The organism is Paraglaciecola aquimarina, assembly GCF_032464635.1.
In the GTDB taxonomy this organism is placed as follows: Bacteria; Pseudomonadota; Gammaproteobacteria; order Enterobacterales; family Alteromonadaceae; genus Paraglaciecola; species Paraglaciecola aquimarina.
The window spans coordinates 3,738,017-3,763,232 of sequence record NZ_JAWDIO010000002.1; the positions used below are offsets into that span (position 1 = coordinate 3,738,017).

General features: G+C 40.8%; 15 protein-coding genes and 10 pseudogenes. 11 read left to right on the forward strand and 14 right to left on the reverse strand.

Going from position 1 to position 25,216, the window contains the following annotated elements:
* Positions 1-34: 34 nt before the first annotated feature.
* The 6 genes and pseudogenes from rplS to gshA form a co-directional block, all read right to left on the reverse strand.
* On the reverse strand, positions 35-394 hold the full coding sequence (gene rplS, locus RS130_RS18440; RefSeq protein WP_158972930.1) for a 50S ribosomal protein L19: 360 nt from the start codon (positions 392-394) through the stop codon (positions 35-37).
* Between the two features lie 19 nt (positions 395-413).
* Positions 414-1,193: a tRNA (guanosine(37)-N1)-methyltransferase TrmD gene (trmD, locus tag RS130_RS18445; protein ID WP_316027145.1), complete on the reverse strand. Its 780-nt coding sequence runs from the start codon at positions 1,191-1,193 to the stop codon at positions 414-416.
* Positions 1,193-1,723: a ribosome maturation factor RimM gene (gene rimM, locus RS130_RS18450; protein ID WP_316027146.1), complete on the reverse strand. Its 531-nt coding sequence runs from the start codon at positions 1,721-1,723 to the stop codon at positions 1,193-1,195. The genes trmD and rimM overlap by 1 nt, the downstream gene beginning before the upstream one ends.
* 34 nt (positions 1,724-1,757) lie before the next feature.
* Entirely contained in the window at positions 1,758-2,006 is a 249-nt protein-coding gene (gene rpsP / locus RS130_RS18455; RefSeq protein ID WP_316027147.1) for a 30S ribosomal protein S16, read from the reverse strand.
* A 713-nt stretch (positions 2,007-2,719) separates the two neighbouring features.
* Positions 2,720-3,262: pseudogene (locus RS130_RS18460) on the reverse strand (transglycosylase SLT domain-containing protein).
* Positions 3,263-3,446: 184 nt separating this feature from the next.
* Positions 3,447-5,026 (reverse strand): annotated as a pseudogene (gene gshA / locus RS130_RS18465) (glutamate--cysteine ligase).
* Between the two features lie 424 nt (positions 5,027-5,450).
* On the opposite strand from gshA, the gene RS130_RS18470 reads away from it, so the two are divergent.
* The 3 genes and pseudogenes from RS130_RS18470 (at position 5,451) to RS130_RS18480 (ending at position 7,519) form a co-directional block, all read left to right on the forward strand.
* Entirely contained in the window at positions 5,451-5,816 is a 366-nt protein-coding gene (locus RS130_RS18470; RefSeq protein ID WP_316027148.1) for an Hpt domain-containing protein, read from the forward strand.
* 70 nt (positions 5,817-5,886) lie between these two features.
* Positions 5,887-6,562, forward strand: a pseudogene (locus tag RS130_RS18475) (TIGR01621 family pseudouridine synthase).
* Between the two features lie 6 nt (positions 6,563-6,568).
* Positions 6,569-7,519 carry a ketopantoate reductase family protein gene (locus RS130_RS18480; RefSeq protein ID WP_316027149.1) on the forward strand — a complete coding sequence of 317 codons (951 nt, stop codon included), beginning with the start codon at positions 6,569-6,571 and terminating at the stop codon, positions 7,517-7,519.
* Between the two features lie 75 nt (positions 7,520-7,594).
* Here RS130_RS18480 and RS130_RS18485 read toward each other — a convergent pair whose 3' ends face one another.
* Positions 7,595-8,554, reverse strand: coding sequence for a DUF4862 family protein (locus tag RS130_RS18485; RefSeq protein WP_316027150.1), 960 nt, complete (start codon positions 8,552-8,554; stop codon positions 7,595-7,597).
* 199 nt (positions 8,555-8,753) lie between these two features.
* On the opposite strand from RS130_RS18485, the pseudogene RS130_RS18490 reads away from it, so the two are divergent.
* Positions 8,754-9,735, forward strand: a pseudogene (locus RS130_RS18490) (transposase).
* Positions 9,736-10,444: 709 nt separating this feature from the next.
* On the opposite strand, the gene serB reads toward RS130_RS18490, so the two are convergent.
* Positions 10,445-10,834, reverse strand: coding sequence for a phosphoserine phosphatase SerB (gene serB / locus RS130_RS23915; RefSeq protein WP_428982805.1), 390 nt, complete (start codon positions 10,832-10,834; stop codon positions 10,445-10,447).
* Entirely contained in the window at positions 10,804-11,199 is a 396-nt protein-coding gene (locus tag RS130_RS23920; protein WP_428982806.1) for a phosphoserine phosphatase SerB, read from the reverse strand. Before RS130_RS23920 ends, serB begins: the two co-directional genes overlap by 31 nt.
* Positions 11,200-11,658: 459 nt before the next feature.
* Between RS130_RS23920 and tsaA the strand changes: the two are divergent.
* From tsaA to RS130_RS18515, 4 genes and pseudogenes are all read left to right on the forward strand, one after another.
* Positions 11,659-12,371 (forward strand): annotated as a pseudogene (tsaA, locus tag RS130_RS18500) (tRNA (N6-threonylcarbamoyladenosine(37)-N6)-methyltransferase TrmO).
* Positions 12,372-12,447: 76 nt separating this feature from the next.
* Positions 12,448-14,162: pseudogene (locus RS130_RS18505) on the forward strand (proline--tRNA ligase).
* Between the two features lie 148 nt (positions 14,163-14,310).
* Complete coding sequence (locus RS130_RS18510; RefSeq protein WP_316027151.1) at positions 14,311-14,469, forward strand: hypothetical protein; 159 nt, start codon at positions 14,311-14,313, stop codon at positions 14,467-14,469.
* Positions 14,470-14,496: 27 nt separating this feature from the next.
* A pseudogene (locus RS130_RS18515) lies at positions 14,497-15,624 on the forward strand (patatin-like phospholipase family protein).
* Between the two features lie 30 nt (positions 15,625-15,654).
* On the opposite strand, the gene RS130_RS18520 reads toward RS130_RS18515, so the two are convergent.
* Together RS130_RS18520 and RS130_RS18525 are read right to left on the reverse strand one after the other, a co-directional pair.
* Positions 15,655-16,116 (reverse strand): YehS family protein, encoded by a 462-nt coding sequence (locus tag RS130_RS18520; RefSeq protein WP_316027152.1) that lies wholly within the window; start codon positions 16,114-16,116, stop codon positions 15,655-15,657.
* Positions 16,117-16,314: 198 nt separating this feature from the next.
* A pseudogene (locus tag RS130_RS18525) lies at positions 16,315-18,288 on the reverse strand (monovalent cation:proton antiporter family protein).
* Between the two features lie 113 nt (positions 18,289-18,401).
* Here RS130_RS18525 and RS130_RS18530 point away from each other — a divergent pair.
* On the forward strand, positions 18,402-19,292 hold the full coding sequence (locus RS130_RS18530; protein WP_316027153.1) for a GGDEF domain-containing protein: 891 nt from the start codon (positions 18,402-18,404) through the stop codon (positions 19,290-19,292).
* A 181-nt stretch (positions 19,293-19,473) separates the two neighbouring features.
* Here the strand turns inward: RS130_RS18530 and RS130_RS23925 are convergent.
* A pseudogene (locus tag RS130_RS23925) lies at positions 19,474-20,665 on the reverse strand (ABC transporter permease).
* Positions 20,665-21,465 (reverse strand): ATP-binding cassette domain-containing protein, encoded by an 801-nt coding sequence (locus tag RS130_RS18545; protein WP_316027156.1) that lies wholly within the window; start codon positions 21,463-21,465, stop codon positions 20,665-20,667. Before RS130_RS18545 ends, RS130_RS23925 begins: the two are co-directional and overlap by 1 nt.
* A gap of 161 nt (positions 21,466-21,626) precedes the next feature.
* Between RS130_RS18545 and RS130_RS18550 the strand changes: the two genes are divergently transcribed.
* A complete protein-coding gene (locus RS130_RS18550; protein WP_316027157.1) occupies positions 21,627-22,331 on the forward strand; it encodes a YIP1 family protein in 705 nt (234 codons plus the stop codon).
* Between the two features lie 150 nt (positions 22,332-22,481).
* On the opposite strand, the gene RS130_RS18555 is transcribed toward RS130_RS18550, so the two are convergent.
* On the reverse strand, positions 22,482-23,330 hold the full coding sequence (locus RS130_RS18555) for a DUF3025 domain-containing protein (protein WP_316027158.1): 849 nt from the start codon (positions 23,328-23,330) through the stop codon (positions 22,482-22,484).
* Between the two features lie 86 nt (positions 23,331-23,416).
* Here RS130_RS18555 and RS130_RS18560 point away from each other — a divergent pair.
* Positions 23,417-25,056: pseudogene (locus RS130_RS18560) on the forward strand (M28 family metallopeptidase).
* The last annotated feature ends 160 nt before the right edge of the window (positions 25,057-25,216 follow it).

Here is a 25,216-nt window from a genome sequence, read left to right on the forward strand (position 1 = left end):
TTCTTATAAGTTAACGGTAACGCAAAAAATTAAATTAACCTAGCTTCTCTTTAATACGTGCAGAACGACCAGAGCGTTCACGCAAGTAGTAAAGTTTAGCGCGACGAACAGCACCACGACGTTTCACTTCAATAGAACTGATTGCCGGGCTGTGTGTTTGGAATATACGCTCAACACCTTCGCCGTTAGAAATCTTACGAACTGTAAAAGCAGAGTGTAGGCCACGGTTACGTTTAGCGATTACTACGCCTTCGTATGCCTGAAGACGTTCTTTTTCGCCTTCTTTAACGCGTACTTGCACAACTACTGTGTCACCAGCAGCGAATGCTGGAACGTCAGTTTTCAGCTGCGCTTCTTCAATTTTCTTGATGATATCTTGATTTACTTTACTCATCATATCCTCTCATTCTAGGTTAACTGTCATTATGCTGCGGCAAACTTTGTAGATAAGCATCTAACAATTTTTGCTGCTCCTCAGTCAGGGCTAGATCGTTTAATAATTCAGGGCGTCGTTGCCAAGTTCTACCTAGCGACTGTTGTAAACGCCACTGCCTGATTTTTGCGTGATCACCACTCAATAACACCTTAGGAACCAGCTCACCGTCCAAGTTTTCTGGCCGTGTATAGTGTGGACAATCTAATAAACCATGACTAAATGAGTCTTGTTCAGCTGATTGTTCATGGCCTAAAACACCGGGTACAAACCTTGAAACTGCATCCATTAAGATCATTGCAGGCAATTCGCCACCGCTCAACACGTAATCACCTATCGACCATTCCTCGTCAACTTGTGTTTGTATTACCCGTTCATCGATACCTTCATACCGACCTGCGACTAGAATCAAACTTTCATTTTCAGAAAGCTGTTTCACTCCTGCTTGATCTAGCTTTTTCCCTTGGGGAGAAAGGTAAATCACTTTAGTTTTTCTTCCCGCCGCCGTTTTGGCAGCTAGAATAGCATCTGTAAGAGGTTGAACCATCATCAGCATGCCAGGTCCACCACCGTATGGCCGGTCATCAACAGTGCGATGTTTGTCATGGGTAAAGTCTCTTGGATTAAAACACTCTACTTGCAACAATCCGTTTTTAACGGCTCGCCCTATCACTCCCTGTTGGGTAAACGTTTGAAACATTTCTGGAAACAAACTGACTACACCAAACCAACGATTAGCTACCTGACTAGGTTCTTGCATTAAAATGCCGGATCCCAATCAACTGTGACCATTCTCGCCTCTCTGTCCACTTGCTTGATGACTTGCTCAAACAAATAAGGAACCATGCGTTCTTTCTGACCAAAAGCATCATTCAAATTGGCTTTAACTAACATTACATCGTTAGCACCAGTTTCAAACAATTCTTTTATAACACCCAAGTTATAGCCTTTATCGGTAACAACCTGCATGCCGACTAATTCACGCCAATAAACATCGCTGTCATCTAATTCAGGTAGCAGTTCTGCTTTAATAGAAATCTCGAGATTTTTGATACTTTCAGCATCATCTCGCGTTTCAACCCCAATCAGTTTGGCAACTAAACCTTTATTGTGGGTTCGCCATTGGTCAACGACGTATTCGTTGCCTTCTTGCACTTGACCCAAAAGCCAAGGAGTGTAAGCAAACACGCCCTCTAAATCATGAGTATAAGATGTAACTTTGACCCAACCTTTAACACCATAAGGTGCGCCGATTTTGCCTATTACCAATGTGTCAGATGCAAGACTCATTTATCTATACCCTTTAAAATTTTCACAACTGCAATTAAGCAGTTGCTTTTGCATCTTTTACCAAGCGTGCAACACGGTCAGATAAGCCTGCGCCTACCCCAACCCAATGCGAAACACGGTCTAGATCTAAGCGTAAACGCTCTTCTTGACCCTGTGCAGTTGGATTGAAAAAACCAATGTTTTCAATAAAACGACCATCGCGTGAACGACGACTGTCTGCAACCACTACTTGATAAAATGGACGCTTTTTCGCGCCACCACGCTGTAAACGAATAGTAACCATATATGCCTCAAACTCGTTGTAGCGTTAACGTTAACTTAATTTACCTTTTAATCTAACAAACAAGCCAGATAAAAGGCCGCCGTATTTTACGTATCTAGCCGATGATTGCAAGTATTAATACAACTTCCCCTCGAATAATATCAATTCTATTAAATAACGATGCATGCAAAACGAACCAGCAGTTTTTTCACAATGCTGTGTGCGGGAATCTTGTTCCTTTCCAAATGTCGTTAACCTAATGCAAAACCCGCTAGGACGTTCCCAGAAGCGAGTTTTAAAAGCTCATGCTCTGCGTTGCTCAAATTCTAAAGGGCACTGGCTTTTTCTACATAACGAACTATTCATCGAAAACGCTCACATTAGCGCCCTGATTATATGCGTTTAAATTCTCGCCGAGTGTAAGGTAATTTATTAGAGTTGGTATAAGGTAAGTTAATATTGTTTGAAAGGGGAAATGTGGGAGATAAGAAAACTACCAACAATTCTACGACTAATGCCTATTATTTGGGACTTAAGCAACACAGAGCAAACGCTGTTAAGACTTATCACTTTATCTTTGTATTATGTGCTAAATAACCTGAATCTAGGATAAGCCGTACCTCTCGATAACGCTCTTTTTGTATCTAGTGACGTTGGTTTGTTTAGCTTAAACGATACTCGTTATCCAGAACTCAGGTTAAATAGTAATGATAATTATCAATCAATATTCTAAGTTAGGAACTAACTAAACAACCCCAAAACCAGCCTTTAGACAAATCTTCTTCACAGTTTTTTAATTGTTGAGCATACTTTAAAGAACGGGCTTTGACTTTAACCGCTACATTTTTCAGCCATTGCTTTTTATGCTGACTGCCTCTGCGATAGCCCCCACCCTTCGTGGTAATTCAAATACTGTAACTGCGCATCCCACTTAGACACGCCGTTTATCTTATGGGTTTTACTAATAAACCATCCCATAAAATCCATTGCGTCATGAAAGTCAGTACGACTCGCCCAGCTATTATCCGTTTCACGCATATAATCTTGCCATGTGGGCGTTTTTGCTTGAGAGTAACCGTAAGCCGTACTTAGTCTCCCCCAAGGAATTAAACCAAAAAACACATACTTCTTTCCCGGGCGAGCTGTGGCCTTAAATGAACTTTCTTGATACATCATGGCCATTGGCACATGAATAGGTACCCCCACTTAGCTTTCATGTCAGAGGCACTATCGAACCAATCACTTTTGTCATAAAAAATATCGCAAATATTGTCTATATTTTTCGGAGGTTTCGTACTACAGCTAAAAAATGATAAAACGACAATTAGTAGTGACAAATTTTTTTAAGTTTTCTTTTATCTTTCTTGAACTTTTCCAACGTTAGCCACTCATAATTATCGTGTTTGATTTATTGTGTGTTCCTAGAAGTAATGTTAAGCCTGACTTGTTGTCAGGCTTTTTTTATTTTTTCGCAAAGTAACTTTGTAAAAACTCATCAAAGGATTGCATATCTTGCTGTTCAATCAATAATTGTTTTTGTAATGATTGACCAGCATGATTGATCAACTCTTGCTCATTCATATATGAATATTCTGCGGCACATAGTTGCTGCTTGTATTGCTCTGCTAAGGTTAATCCAAACTGACCATTATCCATGTTTTGGCTAAGTAAAACCTCCAGTATTTTTGCCGACGGCGTTAAACTAGCGTCCAATATTTTAGCCTTTTCTAATGCTAGAGCTTTGCTGTATTCTTGAGATGAATTGACCGCGTCCAACACTTTTGCCACTTCTGCCATTTCTTCAAAAATATTCAGTGCCCAATCAGTTAAGCTTATTAACTGACCTTCTTGGCTTAACTTCAAATTCGGATCTCGCCCATGATCAACAACCGCACGTAAATTCTCTTCGGTTTCTTGGTACAGCTCAGATTCAAAAAACTCACTGTGTTTAGTCAAACAATACACCAGAAAAACATCTAAGAAATAAAACTGGTTACGCTCTATGCCTACGGCATTAAACGGATTCACATCCAGCGCCCGCACTTCAATATAACTGACACCTCTATCAGCTAATGCATCCGTTGGTTTCTCTAAAGACTTTGTTGGTTGTTTAGGGCGAATAGGCGAATAAAGTTCATTCTCAATCTGCAAGATATTGCCATTCAATTGTTGATACTGGCCCTCTTTTTTAACCGTATATTTGGCGTAATTCTCAGATGGTTGATTGATCGCAGTTCGTAATGAATTAATATAGCTATCAACTTGGTTATAACAAATGTTCAAGCCAGATTGAGCACTATTGGTATACCCCAAATCACTCATACGTAATGATGTAGCATAAGGCAAATATAAGGTACCACTACCTAACTTTTTAAAAGGCAAATTTGTTTCTTTACCTTTAATAAAAGAGCCACAAATTGCCGGGGAAGCGCCATATAAGTATGGAATAAGCCAACAAAATCGTCGGTAATTTCTGATCAAAGCGAAATATGCTGCAGAAATTGTATCCTTATTTGATGGTTGCCCAAGTGCGGCTAACCATTGCTGCCAAAACTCATCAGGTAAAGAAAAATTAAAATGTACGCCAGAAATCGCCTGCATCATGCTGCCATAGCGATTTTTAAGCCGAGTCGATATAAACTCTTCATTTTTCCAACATTTGAAGATCCAAAATTAGCAATCGGGATCGCGTCTTGGTTTTCAATAAAACAAGGCATACTCATTGGCCAAAGTCGTTCTTCGCCGATATTACTCATCACAAACTTATGAACGTCAGTTAATTGCCCAATGGTTTTATCAATCGACACTTCTGGTGGCGTAATAAACTCTAATAGAGACTCTGAAAAGTCTGTGGTGATATATTCATGAGTTAACGCAGAGCCAAGCTCTTTCTGATGTGGCGCCTGAGATAAGCCCCCACTTGCAGTGATCCGTAAAGACTCTCTTTCCACGCCATGACGTATTCCAGATAACGTATGACTGATTTTTTCGTCTTTCAATAAGCGTAATCGCTCGCTGAATGAATTTCTATTTTCTTGCAAGGTACTGTCCAATATTAATAAGTAACAACTCTTAGGCTACTGATGAAAGATGTAAAATTAGCTCTTGTCGCTTTACGCTGCACCCGAACTCACGGTATAAAATTCTGGCAGTAGTTTACCTGCTGTTTAGCAATAAAGTAACTACACATTAATTGAATTTTCATAGTAGCAATATCACGTAACAAATTTGCAGATTGACTGATAAAAGTCTGGTAACATCTTTTCTTCAATAAAATAGCTCAAAGCACCTTTCAGTGACTTATTCGTGCAACAGGCTGATATCACATACAGCAATCCCTCTTGAACGAATGGCGTTACCTTTTATCGAAGCTACCAGGGGAAGATGTCCCAAACACTCTCTCCAATCGAGAATGAAAAACGCAATTAGAGGTAGCTTGGCGGACAACACCTAGGAATGAACATTTTGAATCCAGATGAATTACCCATCTTCGATGTAGAATTTGCATTGAACCAATTTAGTGGAAATCAGGCGTTATTGATTAGAATTGTAGAAAAATTTATTCAACAAAATGAAGCCTTCTCTGAACAGTTAGCGAGCAATCTGCAGAAAGAAAGTAGCATTGAGACTAAGCGTCAAATACATACATTAAAGGGCGTGGCTGCTAATTTAGGCTTTAAACGCTTAGTCGCTACCTGTCACAAAATTGAGCCACAAGCTAGTTCTTCGACGCAAATAGAAGACTTTAGGAATTTGTTAGACGCGATAGAAATAGCACTTTTTGAGTCTAGGAATTATTGCAACTCTGCAACAAGTAGCGCGCATCATTAGCAATCAAAAGTTAAACTGAGCTCGAACTTTATCCAGCCAAAACATTTATGCTTTCTAAAGGTAACATCTATTGTTAATAAAAATACTTTATGACCATCCCGACTTTGTAATTATCGATAAACCAGTCGACATTGCAGTACAAGATGAAGCGGGACAAAGCGGCATTTTACCTGTTGTTTGTCAGCAGCTTAACTGTGAAAAATTATGGTTAGTACACAGGTTAGACAAAGTTACATCAGGTATCCTGATTTTAGCCAGAAATGCGTCCGCCGCTGCTGAGTTTGGACGACTATTCGAAGAGAAAAATTCAGAAGTTTTATCTTGCTATCGCCACGAAAAAGCCGAAGAGAAAACAAGGCACAATAACCGGTGGCATGAAAAAAGTACGGGATGGAAAATGGATGCTAACCACAACGCAGGAAAACTTAGCTAAAACACAATTTTTTAGTTATAGTCTTCTGCCAAATATTCGCCTATTTTTGCTTAAGCCTTTAACAGGCAAAACTCATCAACTACGAGTAGCGTTAAAAAGTCTATCCAGCCCTATTTTAGGCGACCAATTGTATACAGGAGACATTGCTGATCGCACCTATCTTCATGCTTATGGGCTAAAATTTACATTCAAAGAGCAGCTTTTTGAAATACAGTGCCCACCCAATTTTGGTCAACAGTTTTTAACTCATGAATTTATTAATATGAACCAAGAGCTGGCATCCCCTTGGCTAAAAGCTTGGCCTAAAGTGTAAGACAAAATGCAAACCTCAGAACAAACCAGCCAATTGAAAATAGCTATTGTGGGCAAAGGCGCGATTGGCGGACTCATCGCTAGCAAGTGTCAATCGCAAAAGATACCTTATCAACTTTTACTTCGGCAGACGTCATCTAATAAAATCGAGGTGGAGCAGTCACTACCCTTTATTTTAAAAATAGAAGACATACTAGGCAATACCCACACTCTAGCCACAAAAGTAGCAGAAATTGGTCAGGATAATAATTTTGACTTGGTTATTCTCCCCATTAAAGCCTATCAAATATCAGACGCACTACATTCTCTCAAGTCCACATTGTTACCCAATCAAGTCATCGTTTTGCTGCACAACGGCATGGGCACAATTGAAGAAGTCAAACAGCATTTTCCGAACAACCCTTGCATAGCCGGTACCACGAGTTATGGCGCGTACAAGTGCAATGCCAACTATGTAAAAGAAACTGGATTAGGTGAAACACATTTAGGCTGGGTTACACCGCTACGTTCGGCGCAATCAGCAAAAATTAAAAGGGTATTAGCTAGCCTACTGCCCCCTACCATTTGGCATTCAGATATATCGCTCGCGCTATGGAGAAAATTAACCATCAATGGAGTGATCAACCCACTCACTGCTATTCACAATATTAAAAACGGCCAACTCGCAGAAGAGAAATATACCGAACAAATCAGCAGACTGTGCGGTGAAATTAGTTGCATTATGAACCACCTTGGATATACCGATTCAACAGCAGACTTAAGAGATTTGGTGATGAGTGTCATTCATAAAACGGCAAATAATTTTTCATCAATGCATCAAGATATTCAACATAATCGACCAACAGAAATTGATTACATCAACGGTTATATCTCCAAAGCAGCAGCAAGCTTAAGCTTGCCAGCAACAGAAAATAGTAAACTATGTGTACAAATAAAACGATTAGAAACCAGCAGCTAGTAGCGCTATGGTGAGTAAAACCGCCTAAGAGAAATTCGCTCTTGGCGGTTTACAAACTGACTGGTACAGCATTACCTATTTTGCGTAACGTTCTAATGCCGCTAAACAATCAGAGATATGATTCACCCTATCATCTAAAGACATGTCTCTTGGTCGAATGCCCAGTTTAATACCTACAATTGACAAGTTCTCAGCGTCACTAGCCGCTAAACTGCTTATCATTTCCTTCTCTGTCATTAACGAACCTACGGCACCCGCCATTAACTTTTCATTAGGGGCGGGAGGCATATGTGAGTCAGACCATGCTCCGTATTCGGTATTTTGATCAGAGACTCCTGAAAACATTAAACCCGCTAACAGCCCCTCTGATTTAAGCAACTCAATATGCTGATTCGCAGCACCGACACTACGTGCTTCAATGACTGACCGTCCCCAATTAACGACCATTCCGATATTCGCAGCACGTTCTGCATTCACCGCTTTGACAACAGCAATTTCATCTTTAATACTTAAGAAACCTTTAGCTGGTTTTTGACCTTCAACCAAAGTATCACAATGTTCAATTACTAATTGTGCTCCTTGCCAGTCCCACTGTAACATTATATCCAATGATTTTTTTAACGCGGCGGAAGAGCCTGATGCATGACTGCGATTCGGTGCTGTTTGAATTTCAACCGCTTGCACCGCTTGGCGACCTAAATGAGCATTTAACTGCCCTACAGCATTACAAGCTTTTTGCATAAATTCCAAGGCCTTACCTCTTCCGGCTTCATCATCTGAAGCAATACCGAAATTCGGATCTTTAGCAAGAGCCCCCATATTTCCCGGTACACAAGTGAATAAAAACTGCCAATTGGGATCAATATTCGTTAAAAACCATTCATCATCATGTGCATGTAGTTTGCCCACAAAAGGATGCTCTAAACCTTTGATATTAGGCCGCGCTTTTAATTGTTGATAATAATTTGTTTCTAAATCTGGATCCCAACTCGAGACGTTGGGAGAAGTGGCATATGCTCCAACAAAATACTGCACGATAACTTTCCTTATTTAAAATGAATAGTAAATACTAGCACGAACTAAATTTAGCAGTAGTACCAATTGATTTGAATAATACGGCCAATTATCTACTGAAGTGAACTTCCCCCCCCAATCAAGACACCCATAATTAAATTCGACGAATTCGCAATTTGAACTAGACTAAAGGGTAGTAACTCAACCAAGGATGGCCATGATGCCTCAGTCTCGTAAAAGCCAAATCAGTTTAGTCGACACCCCTTATTATCATTGTGTTTCACGCTGTGTTCGCCGTTCATTTTTGTGTGGTGAAGATACGTTGACAGGCCAGAGCTATGAACATAGGCGGACTTGGGTTGAAACACGCTTGCTTCATTTAAGCCGCATCTTTGCTATTGATATTTGCGCCTATGCGGTGATGAGCAATCACACTCATGTGGTGCTGTGCGTGAACAAACCTTTGGCTGAGCGCTGGACGGTGAAACAAGTGCTCGTTCGCTGGCATCAACTGCATAAAGGCACCTTGTTGTCGCAGCGGTTTATGCGAGATGACACGTTGAGCAAGAGTGAGCGGCATACCCTTCTAGAAACCGTTGAAATTTACCGGCTGCGTTTGTATGACATCAGTTGGTTGATGCGTAATCTTAATGAGTACATAGCCCGAGAAGCCAACAAAGAAGATTCCTGCACAGGCAGATTCTGGGAAGGACGGTTTAAGTCTCAAGCACTACTCGATAAATCAGCCCTACTGGCCTGCATGGCTTACGTGGACTTAAACCCCATTCGCGCCAATATGGCCAACACACCTGAGGACTCTGACCACACCAGTATTCAAACTCGGATACAAGCTTTGAGACACCACCAGCAACCCAAAGGTTTAATGCCATTTGTTGGCAACCCACAGGCAAAACATGCCGAGAGGCATCGCTTTTTCACTAAAAGATTACTGCGACCTCATCGACACCACAGGTCGTGTTATCAGAGATGATAAGTCAGGATTAATCGAAACACAGCAACAGCCCATTCTACAAAGGCTAGGCCTAAACAACGAACAATGGTTGACCTTAACCACAGAATTCGAAAAGCACTTTTGTTACGCTGTAGGCAGTGAACATTTAATGCGAAACTTCAGCCTACATACCCAACATCAAAAAATACGAGGCATAGGTAAAGCCAAAACCCTACTCAAACACGCTTAGCCCTTTTTCTAACTTCGCAGACCTTTATCAACATCACTGTTGAAGCCAGGCACGCCTAGCATTCACCACACCCCACAAAATCTCGTCATCATACCCGCAAACATCGTCAATTGGGTTGTCTTGAGCATAATTTAAACCGAATGGATTAGAAAAGCGGGAACTAAGATGGTTTAAGAGCCATTGCGACTATGGGTGTCTTATTTGAGTATTTTATTTGAGTATTACAAAATCACGTCATCATACCCGCAAACATCGTCAATTTAGTTGTTTTAAGCATAATTTAAACCGAATGGATTAGAAAAGCGGGACCTGAGATGGTTTAAGAGCCATTGCGACTATGGGTGTCTCAATTGGGAGAGTTACCACACCCCACAAAATCACGTCATCATACCCGCAAACATCGTCAATTGGGTTGTCTGGCGCATAATTTAAACCGAATGGATTAGAAAAGCGGGAGCTGAGATAGCTCAAGACCCATTGCTATTATGGATGTCTTATTTGAGTGTTGTTATTTGAGTGCATTATTTGAGTGTTGTTATTTGAGTGAGTATTATTTGAGTATTGGGGGTAAAGCTCGATCTTGTCATGGGTGTCTTAATTGGGGGAGCTGTGTTTGCTCACTTTTATTTATTTTTACTTTTTAGGGCTCTATTGCTGATTTCGCCTATTTTCATTTAGATATAGGGACGAGACTCGTCCCCTAAAGACATTATTGCTGCGCAGCTAAAACCCAAATCAATGCATCTAACGATCCTTTACTAATCGAAATATCGGCTTGCTGACGAACAACTGGCTTAGCATGACAAGCCACACCAAAAGCAGCAGCCCTCATCATGACCAAGTCATTAGCTCCATCACCCATGGCCATTGTTTGCTCAATTGGGATCCCCCACTTATTCGCTAATTCTAGCAACGTTTGAGCCTTGACTTGAGCATCAACAATGCCACCCGCCACTTGACCAGTTAATTTTCCGTCAACTACTTCTAGTTGGTTAGCTACCGCTGCATCTAATTCAAGACGCTGAGCTAGATAATCCGCAAAATAGGTAAAACCACCAGAGGCAATTGCTAACTTCCAATTAGCTTTTTCAACACGCAAACCAAGTTGGCAATACCAGGCATTAAGGGTAATGCTTGACGTACTTGCTGCAATACAGCTTCATCGCAGTCTTTTAAACAAGCGACGCGGGTACGTAAACTTTGAGCAAAATCTAGCTTACCTTGCATAGCCTGAGCAGTAACCGACGCCACTTGTTCGCCCACGCCAGCTAAAGCCGCAATTTCGTCGATACATTCAACTGCAATAACTGTGCTATCCATATCCATTAATAACAAGCCTGGCTGACGTAAACTCGGCACGTTATCGACTAAACACAATTCAATACTCAAGCTCTGAGCTAGGTCGATTACATGTTGTTTTAGCTCACTAGTACTTTTAGCCGGATAAGAATTTATCTCAGACATTACCTTAACCTGTGCAGAAATCGCAAAGCCAGCAACACCCTCAGCTTTCACAATAGTAAAATACTCTATTGTTAGAAAATCAGTTAGATTCCTCGCTACCTAGGCATACTTTCCCAAGATGTAAACCTTCGGCAAACATTACCAAAGATTGCATTTCTGGCTGCAGGCTTGGCTTTTCTAATATAGGAGTTACGGTTTTATCTGATAGATGAAAATACTTAAGCCCCTGATTGAGGACTAAATCGGCAAGAAAAAGATGTGAGTTCAGTTGTTGCTTAGAAACTATAAGGTCAGACACGTTTTAAATACTCGTTACGTTAATTGAGTAAATGGTATCGAATGCCTTGTTTTATTGCTAATGCCGAATTAAACAAATTTATGCGTAAAAAGTTGAACTCACTCAGTGTTTCAGTAAACATGCTCATTACTCTTTCTTTGTCAACAAACTTACCTATAACCATGAGCCTTAACATCGCGCCAATTGGCACAATTTTTACACCATACAAACAAAAATTTGCCATTCCAAGGCAACCAGGCTTAGTGACAAGTGCTTTCGGTAAAGTAGTGTTCAATGAGTGTTTTAATGATCCTAATTATTTGCGGGGCATAGAACAATTCAGTCACCTATGGCTATTGTTTCATTTTCACCAAACTGCCGCTCAAGGTCATTCGCCCTTAGTTAGGCCCCCTCGTTTAGGTGGCAACGAAAAACTGGGTGTGTTTGCGACTCGCAGTACGTTTAGACCAAATAGCATCGGTATGTCTGTAGTTAAGTTTGACTCGGTGAAATTTGAAAAAAGCAACTAAGTTTGCACGTATCAGGTGTTGATCTACTAGATCAAACTCCTATCATCGACATCAAGCCATATATACCCTATGCAGACAGTTTACCTCACGCCTTTGGCGGTTTTGCCAACCAGCAACCTAACAATATGCAGGTCATCTTTACCAAAAAAGCCAGCCAACAATTGGCAAAATATACGCAGTCGTTACCGCAACTGAGCCACTTAATTAGCCAAGTGTTAACCCAAGATCCACGACCTGCTTATCAAAAGCAGCAACATAGTGACAAGGTATATGGCATGTCACTTTATGACCTAAATATTCAGTGGCGTGTACAAGATGGATGCAATCACGTGCTCAGCATCGAAAAAATTGACAGCCAAGCTTAATAAGAGCTTTAGCCAAAGCAAGCCTACTGATAGAATAGCCGCCGTTTTTTAACCCTTTTTTGAGATCCAAACATAGATGCGCACTAGCCAATATTTATTATCTACACAAAAGAAACTCCGGCCGAAGCCGAGGTTGTTAGTCACCAGTTAATGTTACGTGCAGGCATGGTTAGAAAACTAGCCTCAGGCCTATATACATGGTTGCCAACAGGTTTACGTGTCCTAAACAAAGTCACCAATATTGTTCGAGAAGAAATGAACAAAGCAGGTTCAATCGAAGTATTAATGCCTGTAGTGCAACCGGCTGACCTTTGGCAAGAGTCTGGCCGCTGGGACGAGTATGGTCCTGAGTTATTGCGCATTCAAGATCGCAACTCTCGAGACTTTGTTTTGGGTCCAACTCACGAAGAAGTCATTACCTCATTGGTAAAAACAGAAGTCAGCAGCTACAAACAATTACCTTTGAATTTGTACCAAGTACAAACCAAATTCCGCGATGAAGTTCGTCCTCGCTTTGGTATTATGCGTGGTCGCGAATTTACTATGAAAGACGCTTACTCATTCCATTTAGACGACAGTTGTCTAGAAAGTACCTATCAAAATATGTTTCAAGCGTACTGCAATATTTTCGAGCGTATTGGCTTAGATTACCGCCCAGTTATTGCCGATACTGGTTCTATTGGTGGTAGTGCCTCTCATGAGTTTCATGTTTTAGCGGGATCCGGAGAAGATGATATCGCCTTTAGCGATACATCAGACTATGCTGCCAACACCGAAATGGCCAAAGCGTTGCCACCAGCAGGTGAACGCCCAGCCGGTATTCAAAGTATTGAAAAGATCGCTACACCAGAACAAAAAACAATTGGGCAAGTTTCTGAGTTTTTAAATATTGCGGCCATTCAAACCGTTAAAACACTGGTAGTGTTAGGCGAAGAAGATGAAACTGGCCAACAAGGATTAGTCGCACTTGTGTTGCGTGGCGATCATCAACTTAACGAGATAAAAGCCGAAAAAATAGCGGGTGTATTTTCGCCTTTAACCATGGCCAATGAACAGGTCATTGAAGACAAGTTGAATTGTTCAATTGGCTCGATTGGTCCAGTAGGACTAAACATTCCTGTCATTGTCGATATAGAAGCAGCACACTTAGCTGATTTTGTCTGTGGCGCGAATGAAACAGGTTTCCATTACACTGGGGTAAACTGGGAAAAGGATGTAACGGCATTTCAAGTTGCCGACATTCGCACTGTCGTAAGCGGAGATCTATCACCAGATGGGCAAGGAAAGTTAGAAATAAAACGAGGGATTGAAGTAGGCCATATTTTCCAGCTAGGAGATAAATACTCACAAGCCATGAACTGTGGCGTACTAGACGAAAATGGCAAGCATAAAATTTTGAGCATGGGTTGTTACGGAATCGGCGTATCTAGGATCGTAGCGGCAGCCATCGAGCAAAATCATGACAAGTATGGCATCATCTGGCCAGACGCCATCGCGCCATTTAAAGTTGCCCTTATACCAATGAATATGCACAAATCTCATCGTATTCAGGAGGTTGCAGAATCTTTATATTCACAACTTCAAGACGCCAATATTGATGTATTGTTTGATGACAGAAAAGAACGCCCGGGGGTCATGTTTAATGATATGGAGCTAATTGGCGTGCCACATACCATTGTCATCGGGGAGCGTAATTTAGATGAGCAAAAAGTCGAGTATAAAAATCGACGCACAGGTGAAAAAACCTTACTTGATATCGCACAATTGCCTGAATTTGTCAGCTCTTTGTAATTTACTCATACCAACTAAAGCGCCTTCTGGCGCTTTTTTATCTTTGTAAACTCCCTCCCGTAGCAAGGCAGTGACACACAAAAACAAGTGGTTTGACGAAAAATGACACCATCCACCAGCCTGCACTCACACAATCACAGAGCAAAACGTGAAATTAGCGATGGCCAGCAATGTCAAACATATGGCACTCTATAGTCATGACCATACTCGCACTGACAAGCAACTAATTGAGATTGAGGATCATTGCCATTTTGTCATAGAATCAGCTAACGCAGATGTTGAATTATTCGCTGCGGCCGAAGGGTAAATTGTCACATTGTAAGGAATTTCATCTTTGTCAGAAAGAAATCAATACGCCTTATTGTTGTCAGGCGGTGGAGCTAGAGCGGCTTATCAACTCGGAGTATTAAAAGCTATTGCTACCCAATTGCCCCGCAATCAAGGCATTCCATTTCCTATTGTTTGTGGAAACTCAGCAGGTGCAATCAACGCAACAGGGCTAGCTTGCTATGCTTCTTGTTTTCATCTTGGCCTAAGAAAGCTTGAATGGGTTTGGCGAAACTTTCATACCAGGCAGGTCTATGACAGCGGTGTACGTGACGTGTTTAAACATATTGCGAGTAACTTTTTTCAAGCTTCTTAACAGAAGAAAACCAAAAGAAACCTTCTAGCTTATTGAACAACCAACCTTTGCGGCATTTAATTCGCAAACACTTGGACTTTCAACGTATCGACACCAATGTGTCCAGAGGCTATTTACGCGCCATTAGTATTAACGCGTCAAGTTACACAAGTCACGATTCCATTAGTTTTTTCCAAGGCCACAGCGATTTAAAAGCTTGGAAACGAGAGCAGAGACGGGGCATTCCTTGTACCTTAAACTCAGAACATCTTATCGCTTCGTCGGCTATTCCAATGCTGTTTCCCCCATCAAGATGCTCGGTGAATTTTTAGGTGATGGCTCGGTACATCAATTATCCCCCTAAGTCCGGCCATTCATTTAGGCGCCGAGAAGATACTGGTGATAGGCGTTGAACAACCAGAACGCACCTCACGTTTTACGGATATGCAACACTTCCCTAGTAGCATCGCCATAGCAGGACATTTGCTAGATACGATATTTGCTGACACCCTTAAAGCGGATTTAGAGAGGCTTCAACGGATCAACAACACCATAGCCCATATGACTTTTAAGCAAAGACAATTAACCAATCTAAAGACCATTGATTGTTTAGTCATAAACCCCAGCATAAACTTTAACGAAATGGCTGCTAAGCATTTTCACCGTATGCCGTCTGGTATTAAAATTTTATTGCGCATGTTGGGATTGCACGGCAAAGCAGACTCTAGCTTACTGAGTTATTTGTTGTTCGAAAAAGAGTTTTGTCGGGAGTTAATTGAATTAGGCTTAAAGGATGGGCTAGCAAGAAAAGACGAATTAAGACATTTTTTACAGATCTAATCGGGCATCCTTGCCCGTTTACCGCTAGTATTACTCGCCACGCATTTGCTTTTGTAAACCCGTTAAAAAGTTACGCAAAATTTGATCTTTACATAATCGATATTGACGATTCTCTGGTTTTCTAAATAAGGCACTTAACTCATGCTTACTAATTTTAAAACCACTTAACGCCATCGTCTCTAAAATAGCTTCGGCCTGCATATTCAAGGCAATTTTCAGTTTCATGAAAATTATATTGTTCGTCAGACGGCGCTCAACTGGCGCTTCTACTCCCTCACGCTTACCTCGTTTAAGGTTAATTAAGCCGTTTAAAAACAACGACATCTGAATATCTGTAATAGCGACAAAGGCAGGATCATCATCTTTACGCAACCACGTATGCAATTGTTCTACTGTGGCGGGATAATCAGCTTGGGCGAAGACTTCAATCATTTGTGCATCATTAAAATCCAAAATATAACGAACTCGTCTTAGCACGTCGTTATTAATCATATTGTTCCTCTAGGTTTGGGCGAAAAAAGTTATTCGCTAATTAATGCCCCTATTCTATTACTTAAGCGGCAAAAGCCCTAATTTATTGCTCAATATATCGATAATCATTTAGCGGTAGGTGAAACTAAGCTAAAAATTTACGGTTTGAATAAGGTGATGAAAGCGCTTAATAGGGATCAATAGACATAGGCCACTCAGTCAGTCCCCTTCCAACAATTTTCGCTCAGCCTGCTCTACTCGCATAGGTTTGCCTGTAATAACCAACACATCGCCAACTTGTAATACGGTGCTGGCCTCTGGCGCTGGTAATTCCTTATTATTTCTGCGTAACCCTTTTAACGAAATATGCATACTGGCTAGATCTACCTCTGCCAATGATTTGCCCACAGCGTGAGCATCAGAGGTCAAAATGACCGCATGCATAAATTCTAATTTGTCTTTTTTTACATAATCAAGTTCAGTGGTACCGCCATGGAAAGAAACCGTGCATATTGCCATAATGCCCTTTTCGCTCTTTCCGCACTCGTTTAATAATTCTGGACATTGGCACCCCTGACAACTGCAAGACTTGGGTGAGTAACATTAAACTACCTTCTAATATTTCGGGTACCACCTGAGTAGCACCTGAGTCGAGCAATTCTTCCATCCGGTAATCCTTACGGGTACGAACCACTATCGGCATTTTAGGATATAAGCTAGAAACCAACTCAATTACACTTTTCGCTTTTTCATGCTGATCAAAGGTAATTAATACTAATTTTGCGCGCTCTATGCCTACCGCTCGTAAAATGTCTTTTTGCTTAACATCGCCAAAATACACCGGTTCACCAGCACTTCTACTTTCTTGAACCCTTACAGGATCAGCATCCACTACGACATAGGGGATTGCTTCAGTTTTTAGAAGACGGCTGACCGATTGACCAACTCGACCAAAACCGAAAATAAGCACATGGTCAGAAACATGGCTCTGCTCGGTTGGTATTGGCTCAAGTACACTGCCGTCGATAGTTTTTTCTCGACTGATTACTTTAGCAAATGCCGGACTTTTGTTTACCAGCCAGGGGTAATAGCCATGCTCATGACGCCAATAGTCAAAAACAATGAACCTTGTTGACTGGTCAGAATATCGTGATTAACAGCCAAAGCTGCAAGCACAAAACTAAACTCACCCATTTGACATAGCTTTAAACCCGCAGCCCAAGAGTCGCTTTCGTTCAAATTAAAAATCCAAGCGGCGAAGCGAATAATCAGTACCTTTAATGTGACGATGCAAGCTAAGCCTAACAATGCCCAATGCAGCTGAGCCGGTAAATTATGTAACTCTAGACGCATGCCAATTGTGATAAAAAACAGCCCCATTAAAATATCTCTAAACGGCCGAATATCTGCTTCTAACTGATGCTTGTACTGGCTTTCACCTAACATCATGCCAGCTAAAAATGCACCAAGAGCCATTGATAAGCCAAAAGAGAAGGCTAAACCAGCTGCCATAAGAGCAACCATGATGGTGGTCAACACAAACAATTCATCGGTACGTGTACGCGCGACTTCACTAAACACTTTTGGCAATACCCATTTGCCTACTGACAATAAAATGCCCACCACGACAAGTCCCTTCAACAGGGCAAACGCAATGGCCACAGCCAAACTCTGTTCTGAGTCAGCAGCCAACAAGGGCACTAAAATTAACAATGGCACCACAGCCAGATCCTGCAGCAATAAAATACTAACGGCTATCTGTGCTCTGGATGTATTCAAAATACCTAAGTCGCTGGTTTGCTTAATAACAATAGCAGTAGATGACAAAGCAACCATGCCACCAATAACGAGTGCCGCTTTATAATCAAATGAGAGAAGCAATGACAACCCCATGAAAACCAGCGTAGTAATTAGCATTTGCGCTAAACCCACGCCAAAAACTAAATGGCGCATAGCCAACATTTTAGGTAATGAGAATTCTAAGCCTAAAGAAAATAAAAGAAAAACGATGCCTAATTCGGCAAACGTATGCATATCTTCAGGGTGTTCAAACAACGCTAAAAGATCTGGCCCCGCCAAAATCCCGCAAAATAGGTAGGCCAGAATAGGCGGTAAGTTAATCCGTTTAAATAGCCATACAGCCATCACGGCTACAGACATTAAAATAAGAATACTTCCTAAGTTTCCATGCATATATTTTGATTGTCCTTATGGCTTATGTTACGACTAGGCACGTTACTTGCTTTTGGCCTAATAATATTCACTATGATACAGCAATTAGTCATTTTTTTGGCGGGGAATAACTTTTGGAACAACTTAATCAGTTTTATCAAGAAAACATAAGAGACAGTTTTTTCACCCAAGAGCAAACTAATCAAGGCCTAAGCCAATTAGAGCTCAATCAATTTATCCAAAAATTACTCACGACTATTGATATATCGGAGCTTGCTGAGCTTTATTTTGAACAATTGAAAACTACCCTACAGTTGTCTAGCTTAAAAATCCAGTATGAAGACAACCTGTTAGATTTAGGTGACATAGTGTCTAATCAACATTCGAAGACTCTAACATGCATGGATATGAACAATAGTGTCGCAACTATTATTTATGGCTTTTCGGAACCTATGTCGTTACGAAATGTGCAGGTGTTACAACAAATGCATATTCACTTTTCGTACCCTTTGAAAAATGCATTGACCCACTACAAGATTAAACAATTTGCTATGAAGGACTTTTTGACCTCATTAGGCAATCGAGCAAGTTACGAAGAAACCATCATGAGACTCGTGAGTCATGCTAACAGGCATCAAACTCCCTTCGGCTTAATTATGCTAGACATGGATAATTTCAAACAAGTCAATGATAAACATGGACATAATGAAGGTGACAATGTGTTGGTTGAGAGTGCGAAAACCATTCTAAAATGTCTACGAGATTCAGACTACGCCTATCGATTTGGCGGGGATGAATTTTGTTGCTTATTGCCAGAAGCCAATGAGCAAACCAATCAACTAATTGCTGAAAGAATTTTGGCAGCCATTGAAGAGTCGCCCCTATTAAGAAAGCATAAAGTTTCATGTAGCATTGGCTCAGCAAATTTCGATATAAACGACAACCCAATTTCATTATTTTCAAGAGCTGACGAAGCACTATACCAAGCTAAGAGAACAGGTAAAAATTGTATAAAAGCGGGATAGGTTATGTTTTGCAGTGCTCAACAGATAACGGCAATTCCCTGCCGCAAAACAGTAAAACTCTTTTCGCTACCATGGCGTTTGTCATCATATATACTCATTAACCTGAATCCTAGATAAGCCGAACTTCTCGGTAACACTCTTTTTGTGTATAGCGGCGTTAGTTTGTTTACCCGTCCACGTATTATCTAAACAACACTTTCTCTTTATTAAACCAATAAATACAGAACGCAAAAAACGCCCCTGCTATTACAACGGTTGAACCAAATATGGCAATCAGTTGATAATAGTCCATTGTTCCTTTAACTAACTCTTTCATGGCTAAAGACACATTGGTGATTGGCACCCATGCCCATCCACCAGTTAATTCGACACCCGGCAAGATTGACAACATGATCGGAATAATCACGAAAATCATCATGGGTCCCATGTAGCTTTGCGCTTCTTTGAAACTCTTGGCATAAATAGAAATACTCAACAATGCCGCAGCAAAAATAGCTACTACAGGTACAAGCATTAAAAAGATCAAAACAAAATCAATCATGCCAATCTGCGCCATAAAATCAGCAACGAATTTCATTGCCATACCTTGGCTCAACACAAAGCCCCACAAAGCCATACTGGCTACCGTGATTAAAGCGGTCATAGTGCCAGCAAAAGCGATAGTTAGGAATTTACCTAATATTATTTTGTTGCGATCTATAGGCGAAATTAATAGGGTTTCTAACGTACCTCGTTCTTTTTCTCCCGCGCCAATATCTGCCGCTGGCATCATCGCCCCTTGCAAACACAAAATAAATAACAAATAAGGCAACATCCCGCCAATTTTTTCCCCCAATTTTCTCGCTTGTCTGCGGTATTGATTTTTTCTAGGACAATTGGTTTGATCAAGGCTTGTTGCTGTCGCTCGTCTAATCCTAAAGACTCGAACGCAACTTGTTTGAATTTCTCAGCTTGACTGTTAACAATGGCATTTACTCTACGATAAACTAAGTTTAAACCCGCATCATTAAAATACAGTTTAAGATTAGCTTGGCCATTTTTAAGCACCTGTGCTGAGTAGTTTTCAGGAATAACCAATACAAAGTCGACGATTTGATTGCTAATGATACTGCGATAATCTGCGTTCACTTCCATATCAATTTTTCTAAATTTATCGGGTTGACTAAGCTCTTCAACAATTTCAGGTGCATAACTGCCGCCCACTAACCCATAGTTGAGTATTTTAGTTTCCGCTTTGTCGATAGCTTGTTTGCCGACAAATCCTGCAATACCAAAGATGACAGGAAAAATCAGCAAAGGTAAAGCAATCATGAAGAAAAGGGTTTTGCGATCTCTGAGTAGCTCTTTTAGTTCTTTAGAAAAACTAACCACATCATACTTCTCCTTGTATATCGTTTAGAGTCGGCTGAATCACTGCCATAAAGCTCTGGTGTAACGAGTTATCAGCCAAGTCCTTAAAGCGCTGTAAACTGCCTTCAAAGCGACTGACACCTTGATCAATGACCACCACTTTTTCGCATAGTTCATTAACTTCATCTAAATGGTGAGTTGAAAATATTACAGGTGTGCCTTTTGCTTTTAACCCTCTAATAAATTCCAATACGGTTTGCGCGGCCATAATATCTAAGCCTGTTGTCGGTTCATCTAAAATAACGAGTTCGGGTTGATGGATAACCGCCCTTGCAATGGCTGTTTTTTGTTTCATACCTGTTGAAAAGTGTTCCGAGCGCCTATCTAAAAAACTATGCATATCAAGCAATTCAGCTAATTCCTGAATACGCATGTCAATTAGACTTTTATGCAAGCCGTGCAATCGGGCAAAATATTGGATATTTTCACGACCCGTTAACCGGCCATATAACCCCGTTGTTCCAGATAAAAAACCAATTTTTCGACGAGCAAGTAGTGGGTTTTCCAGTACGTTTTCACCAGCAATAAACACGCTACCAGAATCAGGCTTTAAAGCAGTAGATAACATACGCAAAGTTGTCGTTTTGCCAGCACCGTTTGGCCCCAATAGCCCTAACACTTGACCTTTACCACAAGCAAACGATACCTCTTTAACAGAATGGAAAAAACGCCCTTTAAGTCTAGGATCTTTCTTTTCTTGATCGCTAAGCTTTTTCGGGTTTTCTAATGCAAACTTTTTTGCCAATTGTTTTATCTCTATCATTTTGCTTCCTAATCAATAGAAGTGCACTGGTCTATGCTTGTCAGATTTAACATTTGTAGTCTATACATTCTTTCATTTTTTACATGCGATTATTAATAAATATTGTGTAACAATGCACTTTTACTAGAACTCACAATTTAGAACTAATAAAAGAGGTATGTGTGGAACTCGTGCAAAATCCAATTCAGGCAATGAAAGATGTATTTATTAAGCCCAATCAAGTGTTTGCGACTATTGCTCAAACACACAATTGGTCATGGTTGCCATTCATTTTTATTTCAGTGTTGTCAACTTTACCTATGTATTTCTACTTTAATTTTGTAGATTTCAACTGGTACAGAGAACTCATGATCAGTACATCTGCTGGAGACCTTAGCCCAGCCGAACTTGATATGATGCGGCAAACCATGCAGCAACCGCAGATTTTGTTAGTAAGTATTATTGGCGTGCTTTTATCAACTGTGTTGTCAAATGCTGTCCTCGCCATGTATTTGAATATTGCAACAAAGTCAGACGAAGAATGCGTCCAAGGGTTTACCGACTGGTATGGTTTTACGTGGTGGGTAAGTATGCCATCGATTGTTACTTCGATTATTGCCGTACTCATAGTAACATTCGCATCAGACACCCAATTGTCGCCAGTTAATTTAGCGCCCACTTCGTTAGCCTTTATTTTAGGCGTACCCATGGACTCTAGTTGGGCATCACTCACACAAGCCATACGAATTGAATCAATATGGGTTATGTACCTGATTGCTGTGGGCTTGAGTCAGTGGACTCAATTGTCTTTACGTAAAACTTATCTAATAGCGACTTGCCCATTTTTACTGATTTGGGCCGTTTGGTTTTTAGTCCTGAGTTTTTAACTCGAGCTTATGCCTGCGCTAATTAATAAACGTACTCAGAGCGAAAACTGCCATCGAATTTCGCGCACGGTAAACGGTATTTGAAAAAGGAACGACTGTCTCCACACACCCTAACCTTGTTCAAAAATCTTGGTTCATTCAAGTGCAGCGCTATCTAATCGATTTGCGATTGTGCTGCCGAGCAGGTCTAAAATAGTCACTATTTTGATAAAAGCTTGGGGACTTGTTGGCATTCCAATATTCAGGGATGCCCAATAAAGGAATGGGAGACAGAGGCTTTTTTTGCGAAAATACCTGCTGCTGTTTAATGTGCCTATGCAGCGCATCATCCACTTGCGCTATCTGCTGTTTATAACATAACTCAGAGAACCCCTGAGGTACTTCAACCGCTAGCCATTTCCCCGTTAATCCAATAAAAGGCTGTAACAACATCTCTAAGTTAGCATGACCAAACATAAAGGTATGTAACCCCTGCCCCCACATATTCCTATGTTCAACGAACACTTCGTGCCACTGATGGGCTGTTAACTTTGCTAGCAATTGTTTAGCAGATGAAAGGTCTTCGAGACTTTTCTCATAAGTGATAATCACTCCACACTCATCAAAGTGGGTAATACTATTTCGTCTTGCGGATCTTGGCGTTAAACCAAATGCCTTGATGTCTTCAACATGTAGTGCATTCAACAATTGCTTGGTCTTTGGGAATTGCAGCCAAATTAAACCATTAAATAGATCATGCCAGCTATTAGGCCGAGTTGGAATAAGCTTCTGCTGATAAATAATTTGTTCATAATAAGCGTCTGTTTGAGCTAACTGAGATTGGCAAACAAATGCAGGAAACTCGACTATATCGACCATGTTACTTTGCTGTCGATACAGATTGAGACCATCAGCATTCGGCCAATCGGCGAGTTTACTGAGTTGAAAATGTGCTTCTATCTGCTGCATTGGCAACATAGACAATTGATTTAAATACGCTTCATGCCATTTTTCAGCCATTAACTAGGCACTCCATAAAAAACCATGTAAAAATTTAATTCTAGCCTCATAATGAAGGCATAATTTTCAACGACAAGAGTTAATTTATGAATACTTATTTTAAACTCACTATATTGTGCTTGCTCTGCGCGTTGTTGTTTTCATCATGCGAGGATAAAACACCAACGGCTTCAGCGATGACCGATAATTTTATGCAAGTCTATGATGCTATTAACACTAAAGATATTAAGACACATATTAAAACGTTAGCCTCTGATGAGTTTGAAGGACGATTGCCTACCACTGCCGGCGAGCAGAAAACCTTAGATTATTTAGTCAATCAGTTTAAGCAGTTTGGCTATCAACCGGGCAATGGCGGCAGTTATTTACAAGCGGTTAATTTAGTCGAAATAACAGCTGAGCCAGACATGGTGATGACCATTGGCAATAATCAATTTGTGTACAAAGAGCAAATGATGGCTTCAACTAAGCGTGAGCTAAGCAAAGTCGAACTAAAAAACTCTGAGCTAGTATTTGTTGGGTACGGAATAAATGCCCCTGAATATGACTGGAATGATTATTCAGGTCTAGATGTAAAAGGTAAAACCGTTGTTATTTTGGTCAATGATCCTGACTTTGAAAACCCTGAAAGTGGATTATTCCAAGGCAAAACCATGACCTACTACGGACGTTGGACCTACAAGTATGAAGAAGCAAGTCGTCAAGGTGCAGCAGGCGCATTCATTGTGCACGAGACCAAACCGGCATCGTATGGCTGGTCGGTTGTGGCTAACAGCTGGAGTGGTCCACAATATGGTCTAGTCTCTGAAAATGGCAATGCAGACAGAGTGGCAGTTGAAGGCTGGTTAACCTTAGACAGTGCAAAAAAAGTGTTCGCCGATGCTGGCTTAGATTTTTTGACTGAAAAACAAAAAGCGAATGCCACTAACTATCATCAAAATCTCAATGCTAGCGCTTCGGTCACGGTGAATAGCCACTTCAAAAATCAACTAGCTACAACGTCATGGCAACCCTTCCAGGTACTAAAGCGCCAAACGAACACCTCATTTATACAGCTCATTGGGATCATTTAGGCAAAGACGACAGCAAACTAGGCGATCAAATATACAATGGTGCTCACGATAATGGGACTGGACTTGCAGCTAGTTTAGCCATAGCTAAATCTTTCTCAGAATTAAGCACTAGGCCTAAACGGTCAACCACTTTTTTGATGGTGACCGCTGAAGAGCAAGGCCTACTCGGCTCCCAATATTATATTCAACACCCCATTGTGCCAATCAATCAAACGGTGGCCAATATTAATATGGATGCGATGAGTGTATTAGGTAAAACTAAAGACGTGGCAGTGATTGGCATGGGTAAATCTGAACTAGAAAAATATTTAAGCAAAGCCGCAAAATCACAAAACAGGCACTTAGTGCAAGAAGAACGACCCGAAGCCGGTTCATATTATCGTAGCGATCATTTCAATTTCGCCAAAGTGGGCGTCCCTGCTTTGTACGCTAAAGGTGGTAACGAAGCAATCGACGCTAAAACAGCCGACTACCGTAAACGCACTCAAGTCATAGTTACAGGTTGTTATCATCAAGTCTGTGACCAATTCCGTGAGAAATGGGATTCATCGGGTATTCAACAAGATGCACAATTATTATTTGAAGTGGGCTACGACCTAGTTAATTCAAACGATTGGCCGAAGTGGAACAAAAACAGTGAATTTCAACGATAAAAATCACTTTCGTTGCTACTAATAATATCCTTATACACATCGGGGGAAGTCAGCTCTTTTAAATCACACTAGCTGACTATCCCTAAACTTCTCGTTAAATTTCATTAACTAGACACCCAACATAAATAAATACACTGCAAATGGCGACTTAGAAAGTGCA